The following is an 8,598-nucleotide window of genomic DNA, read 5'->3' as shown; positions in this document are numbered from 1 at the left end:
TAAATGAGCAAACTGTATCTCGTGCCTACTCCGATAGGTAATCTGGAGGATATAACTTTCCGGGCAGTCAGGGTTTTGAAGGAGGCCGATATAATCTTAGCGGAAGATACCCGTACCAGTGCGCCTCTTCTCAAGCACTTCGGTATCGACAAGCGGGTATTCGCACACCATCAGCATAATGAACATAAAGCCAGTGCCGAGATTGTCAGGTTCCTGAAAGAAGGTCAGATGGTGGCGCTTATATCAGACGCCGGGACTCCTGCTGTTTCGGACCCCGGGTTTTTCCTCGTACGTGAGGTTTTAAAGAATGGGATAGAAGTGGAATGTTTGCCGGGGGCAACAGCCTTTGTTCCCGCTCTTGTAAACTCAGGCCTGCCAACGGACAGGTTTACATTCGAAGGTTTTCTTCCTGTAAAGAAAGGCAGGCAAACACGCTTAAAGGAACTGGCAGAAGAGGAGAGGACAATGATTATCTATGAATCGCCGCACCGCCTTTTAAAGACGCTTGAGGAGTTCGCTGCGGTATTTGGTGCCGGCCGGTCTGCCGCAGTATCGCGGGAACTGACGAAGGTATTTGAAGAAACAGTGAGAGGATCTCTCTCTGAAATTAAAAGCTATTTTGAGACGCATACTTTAAAAGGAGAATTCGTAATTTGCATCGGAGGAAAAGGGAAAGACAGGAGCGGCGATTAAATTATTTACAAAATAAGAAACCTAAAACTCAATGAACTTCGGACAATTTTTAACAGATGAACAGGATCCTAAAACGGCAGAAAAGGTTTTAGGAAAGTTAAATGACATGCTTTACCCGGGAGAACAGGTACTCTATCTCGCTGTTCAGAAGAAACCAGCGGTCAACCTGATCCCTGATTCTGTGGTAGCGACCGACAAGCGGATCGTTTTTTGTATTCCGGGAAATTTAGGTCTGACTACCAGCTTTGAGATTTATTCATGGAAAGATGTAAAGGAAGTCTCTTTTAAGGAAGAGTTCTTTGGCGCAAAACTTACCGTTGTGCCCATGAGAGGAGAAAATTTCACGATTGATTATATCCCAAAAGTTCAGGCAAGAAAGCTTTATCAGTTTTCTAACCAGCAACTGGACATTTTGAAGGAGCAACTGAAGCAGGAGAAACAGGAGAAAGAAACGCGGCAGGCATCTTTTGATACTTCCCGTTCTCAGACACAGCCTGAAATTGTGCCGCCCGTTATTGCTGAACCAGAAGCGGAACCCGTTGTTCCCCCTCCGGCTCCGGTTGCAGAAACGGAGGACGAGGTGACTCAAAAGCTTAAAAAATTGAAAGTCTTGTTCGAAAAGCAGTTAATTTCGCAGGAGGAATACGAAGCCAAGAAGGCGGATATTTTATCTCAGTTGTAACGTGAAAAGAAATTACCTGTTAGGGCTTTTAAGTGCCTTTTTATTGTGGCTCGCATGGCCTCCCATTCGCTTTACAGCGCCTTTGCTGCTGATTGCTTTTGTGCCGCTTTTAAGCGGACTGGAGAATATTATTCAATCGGACTCGCGCGTTAAAGGGAAGAAGGTTTTCCTCCTCGCAGGAATGACCTGTCTGATCTGGAATACCTCTTGTATTTACTGGGTTTTTAACTCCATTGCCTCTGTTAACCCGGTCTGGATCGCTGCTTTAATATCCATTGTTCCATTTGGGTTGGCGGCATTGCTTATGACCCTGGCGTTCTGGCTATACTCTCGCCTGAGACGCTATGTTTCCCGCGGCATCGCCTACAGTGGGCTCGTGTGCTTCTGGATTGCTTATGAGTTCCTTCATCAGACGTGGGACCTGGCATTTCCATGGATGACGTTGGGAAATGGCTTTGCTGAATCACATTCCCTTGTTCAATGGTACGAGTATACAGGTGTTTATGGCGGGTCGCTGTGGATATTGGTTGGAAATATCCTTGCTTTTGAGCTTGCTTCGCAAAAAGAAACAACTCCCCAGGGTTTTGCTATGAAAAAGCGGCTCTCCCTGATCCTGGCTGCATGGGTAATAGTTCCTATATCCGTTTCACTGTTCATATACGGAAAATATCAGGAGAAGAAGAATCCTGCAAATGTAGTAGTGGTTCAACCCAATATCGACCCCTATATGAAGTGGGATGCTATTCCTGTTGTGGAGCAGGTAAGGCAGCTTACCAAACTCTCAGATTCTTTAGGACAGCCCAATACAGAATACTTTATATGGCCTGAAACTTCTATTTCGAAACTGACTAATGAGGATGAAATAAGAACCAATGAAAATTTTCTTGCAGTTCAGAGCTTCCTGTATAAGTACAAGAACGGCAATGTGCTGACCGGTATTGAAAGTTATCTTCTTTATGATACGGTAAAGACACCTACCGCCCGCTTTGTGGAGCAGTTAGGAAAGTATTCCGATTATTTCAACGCTGCTGTGAATATAGAAAACTCAGCAAAGGTTCAGTTTTATCATAAATCAAAGCTGGTGCCCGGTGTCGAACGCATGCCTTTTGCCAGTGCCCTTTCTTTCCTTAAACCCGTATTTTCTGCCTTTGGCGGATCTTCAGGTGGATTTGGAAGCCAGGAGCGGCCGTCTGTTTTTTATGCTCAAAGCGGTATGGGGGTAGCTCCGGTCATTTGTTACGAATCGATTTTCGGAGAGTATGTAGCTGATTATGTCAAACAAGGGGCTCAGTTTATAGCCATTATTACGAATGACGGGTGGTGGGGGAATACATCCGGAAAGGATCAGCATTTGGATTATGCCAAATTGCGCGCCATTGAAACGAGGCGGTGGGTAGCGCGGTCTGCTAATACCGGTATTTCCTGTTTCATAAACCAGAGAGGGGATGTCACCAGGAAAACAAAGTGGTGGGAAGCAACAGCGCTGAAAGACGATATAAACCTTAATGACGATTTAACATTTTATGTAAGGCACGGAGATTACATTGCGAGAGTGGGAGTGATCCTAAGCTTGATGTTTCTGATATTTATGGTGTTCATGAGGTTCAAAAAACGTGATCCTGCTGTAGAAAAATAAAACGGCCAGACAATGTTGCCTGACCGCTTGCTTAACCCTCATCACCCAACCTTTGTTTTTCTTAAGAAAATACTTTGGTTTAAAATAAAGGGTATGTTGATAACAATCAGCTTATCCTGTTTGTTTGTTGAATGAAACACAATTGTTACAACAAAAATCTGTTATCGGGATTTGTTCTTTGATAGAAAAGATTCTGCCGGATGGCTTTAATGGAAGAATTGCTGCGTTTCTCCCTCCGGAAGTTTCTCACGGATAGCGTCTTCCCGGGCAATCATATCAGCAAGGCTTGTTTCACCGAGTATCTTTAAAGTCGCGTCTCTGACATCTTTCATGACATCCCGGATGCCGCAGTATATCTCGTTAGTGCACTCTTCGCAACGCTCGTAGAAATTAAGGCTCACGCAGGGGAGTAGTGCGATAGGGCCGTCAATAATTCTGATGATGGCGGCTAATTTAATTTCTTCTGCTTTCTTCATCAGGTAGTATCCGCCCCCTGCTCCTTTTTTTGAGCCGAGGAATCCGTTTCTTTTTAATTCAAGGAGAATTGCTTCCAAAAACTTTTTAGGGAGTTGTTCTCTGGTCGCAATTTCAGAGATCAGCATCGGCTTGTTTTCTTTGTTCCGCGCGAGTGCCATCAGGGCCTTTACGGCGTATTTAGTCTTTTTGGTAAGCAAAACAATTAGTATATATAGTAAGTATATAGTCAACAAACTTAGATGAAATTGTTTTGATATGCAAATCAGGAAAACGTCCTTTACCAGCAGGGTATACCACCGGAGGTTAATTTAGTGTCAGGCTTTGCAGCCACTAATCCGGCTCGCCGGGTAATTCTCCTTTTTTCGCTAGTATCTCTGTGATCTCATTGAGCTGTTTTACTTTCTCAGAAAAGTCGCCTCTGAGTGAGTTCCGGATCTTCTGCATGTTATTCAAAATCGCTTCTATTTCTTCCGGAAATGTTTCATTCAATACCTCTTTTACTCTCTTGGCTACCGTAGGAGATTTGCCGTTGGTGGAAATTGCGATCTTCAGGTTCCCTTTTTGCACCACTGAGCTGAGATAGAAATCGCAGAGATGAGGTTTATCGGCTACGTTTGTCAGAACTTTCCTTTCCCTGCATTGCTGGTAGATCGCCGAGCTTGCATCAGGATCATTCACCGCTATAATAGCAAGATCGATATTTTGGAGATCATCCTGACCGAAAGGTCGTTCTTCAAACGGAATAAGACTGGTTGAAAGTACAGCCCGTACTTCTCCGCTGATCTCTGTAGCAATCAGTTTAATTCTTGCTTCAGGACAGTTGCCAAGAAGGGCACCTAATTTTTCAAGTGCAACATTACCCCCGCCCACCAGCAATACATTCAGCTTTTCAAGTTTCAGAAAGACTGGAAAGAGTGTATTCGACGACTGCGGACTTTGAGACTTCATTGCAATTAAAAAATTAGGGATGCCGGTCAGGCTTTATCAACCGTTTCCCCTGCCAGCTGCATGCTTCTGTATTCGCTCACCTGCTGGTTAAACAGCCGGGATTGATCCAGGTATGCCTCTGCAAACTCCTTTGATGGTTCCTGCTGATTGATCTGATATACCAGCTCACTGAAACTGACCGGGAGGCTGATCAATCCTGTTTCTGCAAATTTAGCATCAAAATCTCTTATTATTCCAGCCTGCGTATTGGTTTTAATTCCATCTGATATAAGGATAGCTTTTGCTGAATTGACAAATCCCGTGTATGCATGATAAACAGCATCTGCATAATCTCCCGCTTCCAGAGCCTCTGAACTCCACTGAATCCGTTCTTCGGCCTCAAAAAGGAGTGTTGCTACAAGATCGATCATCACACTTGCACATTCCCCGATTCCTATTGCAGGTTTGTAAGCCTCTGTATGTTCCCAGTCTATAAAATCGTCGGGAGTGATATTCTCCTGGCTGGCAAGTGGGTTTAAGAGGTCATAAAAGTAGATTTTCCCCTGTCTGTTGTAGTACTGGTTAAATAATTCTCCTTCCTGTGAATTTTCAAAGTAGTCCTCAAGAAGCGTACGGAGTACCTGGGGACCACGCTTGCTGGGTACTTTAATGATCTTTTCTGAGGCGACACCTGTCCCGTTCCCGGTAGGGCCGCCTCCAAGCAACACCTGTAGCGCCGGAGCTACCAGTTTACCGATCTTCATACTTGAACCATGAAAGCCAATTGCGGCCATTGCATGTTGTCCGCAGGCATTGATACACCCGCTGATCTTTATGGTAATATCACGGTTGTATATCAGATCAGGAAACTCTTCCAATAACACTCTTTCAAGTTCCCTTGTGATACCTGTGCTATTGGAGATCCCCAGATTACAGGTATCTGTGCCCGGACAGGATGTGATATCGGCTACACTCTCAAACCCGGGAGTTGCCAGACCAAGGCTGTTTAGCTGTTCAAATACATATGGGAGATTTTCTTCTTTAACAAAACGAAGCAGAATTCCCTGGGTATTGGTAAGCCTGATATCGTCGGCCGCTACCTCTCTTACCAGGGCGGCAAATCTTCTTGCTACAGGAGTTTTGATATCTCCGTTTTGTACCCTGATGCCAACTGTTACATATCCGGCCTGTTTCTGGGCTGCGATGTTGGTGCGCAGCCACTGCTCGTATTTCAAAGGATTGCTGATCTCAGGTGCCGGGAAAATAGTTTCCGGCACCTGAGGAGCCTCTGTTTGCCGGTTAATCTTATAGGTTTTATTCTTAAGAGCAAGACGTTCCTTTTCTGCAAGTTCAAGGAATGCATCTTTGCCTATCTCCTGAATGAGGTATTTTAACCGGGCTTTATTTCTTTTTGTTCTTTCTCCATACCGGTCAAATATCCGGATCACGGATTCTGCGAAAGGGATAATGTGATCTTCATGCAGAAAATCAGTTACTTCTTCCGCAATATGAGGCTGGGAGCCCAGGCCGCCGCCAAGCACCACTTTAAAGCCTCTTATCTCTGTGCCATTCTCAAATTTTACTTTAGGAATGAAACCGAGATCATGCATAAAGGCGTATGCTGTATCGTTGTCTGAAGAAGAAAAAGCCATTTTAAACTTTCTCCCCATATCCTGGCAGACTGGATTTCTTAAAAAGTACTCGAAGAATGCATGAGCATAAGGGGTAATATCAAACGGTTCGCCGGGATCAACACCTGCCATTGCCGACCCGGTGATGTTTCTTACTGTATTTCCGCAAGCTTCTCTCAGGGTCACCGAATCCTTTTCCAGTTCGGCCCATAGTTCAGGAGTCCGCTCCAGGCTTACATAGTGAAGTTGTATGTCCTGGCGGGTGGTGATGTGAAGATTTCCTGTTGCATATTCGTCGGAAACGTCGGATATCCGGTATAATTGCTGAGTCGTAAGACGGCCGTAAGGAAGTTTTATCCTGATCATCTGCACGCCCGGCTGGCGTTGTCCGTATACTCCCCTTGCAAGTCTCAGACTACGGAATTTCTCTTCATGGATCTTGCCTTCCCTGAAGAGCCTGATCTTTCTCTCAAGTTCAATAATGTCCTTCTGTACCAGTGGATTTTCCAGTTCTGTTCTGAATCCTTGCATTCTCTATAGAGTTAATAGTTATTTCAAAAATAAGGAAATAATCCAGCTTGCCGAAATGTTTTTGCAATTAGGCGGGCTTGCTGAGTTCAGGCAATAAGAGGTATTTCAGGCAGGCTATCTGGATTCTCTTTACACGAAAGCCGGAAATTTTAAAGTTTCTATCTGCTGATGTTCATCTCCTGCTTTATTGCAGCTTCAAGCTCTTCCGGGCATTGAGTGCCTATTACATATTCAAGCCCGCCACGGTCGGTCAGGCTTACAGCATCCTTTCCCCCCGCGTAAAAGCGGATCTTTCCTTTGGTGTGGAGATTATATACCGGGTTATTGATAATATAGGAGCTGTATTTAACCCGTTCGACATTTACGATGCTGTTAAGATCAATCTTCACGAGCCTGGTTGTCCATAAACCATCTATTATTACACTTTTATTGATCACCGTTGTTCTGTAATGCACCATAAAAAGCATGATCAGGGAGACGATCAGAATGGAGGACCCCACTACCAGGAACAGCTCTCCGTTCTTATCCCGTTCGATGTTGATGTAGTAGGCTGCAAAGCAAAACAGGATCATTACAAGCCGGATACTGATCCTGCTATAATCCCTGCCCAGATATTGCTTTTCTTTAAAAGTGGCTTTACTGCTCATGTATTTTTATATATTCTAATGTATGAACTTTTTTCGACCGGGGGCTGATTTTATATCTATCGTCCGAACGCAGCCCTACTACCCAGATAATATCGCCATTTCCGTTCTCCAGGACCGGAATTTCGTTTTTCGCGAATAAAGGTAATTTGATACTGGTGAAGAAATCACTTAGCTTCTTTTTTCCTTTCATTCCGAACGGATGAAAATAATCCCCCTTTTTCCATAGACGTAATTTAAGGGGAAATTGTAACAGGGCGGCATCAAAAAATGCAAACCGGGGATCGGCAGATAGTGCGGTGTTCTCCCGATCAGCGATGCTGATTTTTAAAATGCCGTTTTTGAAACCTACCTGAGTACTCTCTGCATATATAAATTCTTCACGGGAGGCTTCTGAGGATTTTTCACGCAAAAGCAACTGGTTTCTGTCTAGCAATAGCGCGTGCGTGGAAGATTCAAAGATTTTCCCGGGCTGACTATTGAGGCTGCCTGCCAGGTCGCGCAATACTGAGTCCTGGAATCCAAACGGTCTGAATAGTTCAAAAAGCAGCAGCTGCCGGGGATACAGATCTTTCAGGTCATTGGTGGAAATAGAGATTTCGCCCCGTGCAGTGTTCCGGAATAAGGATGAACGCAGGGCCTCTACCCGAGTTTTCAGAAATTCTTCAAGCTCCCGGAAGCGTTTACTATTTTCTGCAAAGGTCTCATCAAGATCTTTGTTCAATTCCTTTAATGCCGGCACTACCTTCAGCCTTATCTTGTTCCTGGAATATTTATCGGAGGCATTGGAACTATCTTCCCTGAAAGACAACTCCTCCTGGTCAACATATCTGTCAATCTCCTCCCTTTTGAGGAACAGCAGAGGACGGATAACGTCCCCCCGTTTGGGGAGAATACCATGAAGCCCTGATATGCCGGTTCCTCTGACAAGATTTAACAACACGGTTTCCGTTGCATCGCTCTGGTGATGGGCGGCTGCTATGTACCGGTAGTCATTTTCTGTCTTTATTTTTTCAAACCACTCATACCGGAGCGTGCGGGCGGCCATCTGAATGGATATGCCGTTTGTCTCCGCATAAGCGCCTGTTTCGAATTTTATCTTAAAAAAAGGCACTTTCATGTGGCTGGCTAACTCCTCCACAAACAGTTCATCTGCATCAGATTCCTTTTCCCTCAGGCCGAAATTACAGTGAGCAATACCAAAATTGAGTTTCGCGTCGTTAAACAGATGCACCATGAATACAGAATCCCTTCCTCCGCTAACTGCAAGCAGTACTTTATCTGACTCCTCAAAGAGCTCATGTTGTTTAACATAGGACAGAAATCGTTCTGTTGGTAACATGTGTCAAAGGTATATATTAGATACGAGAGGGAATT

At 44.6% G+C, this 8,598-nt stretch carries 8 protein-coding genes; 3 read left to right on the top strand and 5 right to left on the bottom strand.

Features of this window, described 5'->3' with window-relative positions; all coding sequences use genetic code 11:
- The first annotated feature begins 3 nt into the window (after window positions 1–3).
- Genes rsmI through lnt form a run of 3 tightly spaced genes read left to right on the top strand, consistent with a single transcriptional unit; the run spans window position 4 to window position 3,011 of the window.
- Window positions 4–693 (top strand): 16S rRNA (cytidine(1402)-2'-O)-methyltransferase, encoded by a 690-nt coding sequence (gene rsmI, locus DDR33_RS16975; RefSeq protein WP_109416997.1) that lies wholly within the window; start codon window positions 4–6, stop codon window positions 691–693.
- 31 nt (window positions 694–724) lie between these two features.
- Window positions 725–1,375, top strand: coding sequence for a PH domain-containing protein (locus DDR33_RS16970; protein WP_109416996.1), 651 nt, complete (start codon window positions 725–727; stop codon window positions 1,373–1,375).
- Between the two features lies 1 nt (window position 1,376).
- Window positions 1,377–3,011, top strand: a complete 1,635-nt coding sequence (gene lnt, locus DDR33_RS16965; protein ID WP_109416995.1) for an apolipoprotein N-acyltransferase — start codon at window positions 1,377–1,379, stop codon at window positions 3,009–3,011.
- A 206-nt stretch (window positions 3,012–3,217) separates the two neighbouring features.
- Here lnt and DDR33_RS16960 read toward each other — a convergent pair whose 3' ends face one another.
- The 5 genes from DDR33_RS16960 to tilS all read right to left on the bottom strand — a co-directional run bounded on the left by DDR33_RS16960 (window position 3,218) and on the right by tilS (window position 8,563).
- Window positions 3,218–3,685, bottom strand: coding sequence for an RrF2 family transcriptional regulator (locus tag DDR33_RS16960; RefSeq protein ID WP_109416994.1), 468 nt, complete (start codon window positions 3,683–3,685; stop codon window positions 3,218–3,220).
- 133 nt (window positions 3,686–3,818) lie between these two features.
- Window positions 3,819–4,436 carry a precorrin-2 dehydrogenase/sirohydrochlorin ferrochelatase family protein gene (locus DDR33_RS16955; protein ID WP_109416993.1) on the bottom strand — a complete coding sequence of 206 codons (618 nt, stop codon included), beginning with the start codon at window positions 4,434–4,436 and terminating at the stop codon, window positions 3,819–3,821.
- 26 nt (window positions 4,437–4,462) lie between these two features.
- Window positions 4,463–6,577, bottom strand: coding sequence for a HEPN domain-containing protein (locus DDR33_RS16950; protein WP_109416992.1), 2,115 nt, complete (start codon window positions 6,575–6,577; stop codon window positions 4,463–4,465).
- A 158-nt stretch (window positions 6,578–6,735) separates the two neighbouring features.
- Window positions 6,736–7,224 carry a hypothetical protein gene (locus tag DDR33_RS16945; RefSeq protein WP_109416991.1) on the bottom strand — a complete coding sequence of 163 codons (489 nt, stop codon included), beginning with the start codon at window positions 7,222–7,224 and terminating at the stop codon, window positions 6,736–6,738.
- Window positions 7,214–8,563, bottom strand: coding sequence for a tRNA lysidine(34) synthetase TilS (gene tilS, locus DDR33_RS16940; RefSeq protein ID WP_109416990.1), 1,350 nt, complete (start codon window positions 8,561–8,563; stop codon window positions 7,214–7,216). Before tilS ends, DDR33_RS16945 begins: the two co-directional genes overlap by 11 nt.
- Between the last annotated feature and the right edge of the window lie 35 nt (window positions 8,564–8,598).

The organism is Pararcticibacter amylolyticus (genome assembly GCF_003130405.1).
Lineage (GTDB): Bacteria > Bacteroidota > Bacteroidia > Sphingobacteriales > Sphingobacteriaceae > Arcticibacter > Arcticibacter amylolyticus.
The sequence above is the reverse complement of the archived record's forward strand: the minus strand, read 5'-3'. Positions and strand labels throughout refer to the sequence as shown.

Coding starts and splice junctions, on each gene's coding strand:
- rsmI (WP_109416997.1), top strand. CDS start 4: ATGAGCAAACTGTATCTCGTGCCTACTCCGATAGGTAATCTGGAGGAT.
- DDR33_RS16970 (WP_109416996.1), top strand. CDS start 725: ATGAACTTCGGACAATTTTTAACAGATGAACAGGATCCTAAAACGGCA.
- DDR33_RS16955 (WP_109416993.1), bottom strand. CDS start 4,436: ATGAAGTCTCAAAGTCCGCAGTCGTCGAATACACTCTTTCCAGTCTTT.
- DDR33_RS16950 (WP_109416992.1), bottom strand. CDS start 6,577: ATGCAAGGATTCAGAACAGAACTGGAAAATCCACTGGTACAGAAGGAC.
- DDR33_RS16945 (WP_109416991.1), bottom strand. CDS start 7,224: ATGAGCAGTAAAGCCACTTTTAAAGAAAAGCAATATCTGGGCAGGGAT.
- tilS (WP_109416990.1), bottom strand. CDS start 8,563: ATGTTACCAACAGAACGATTTCTGTCCTATGTTAAACAACATGAGCTC.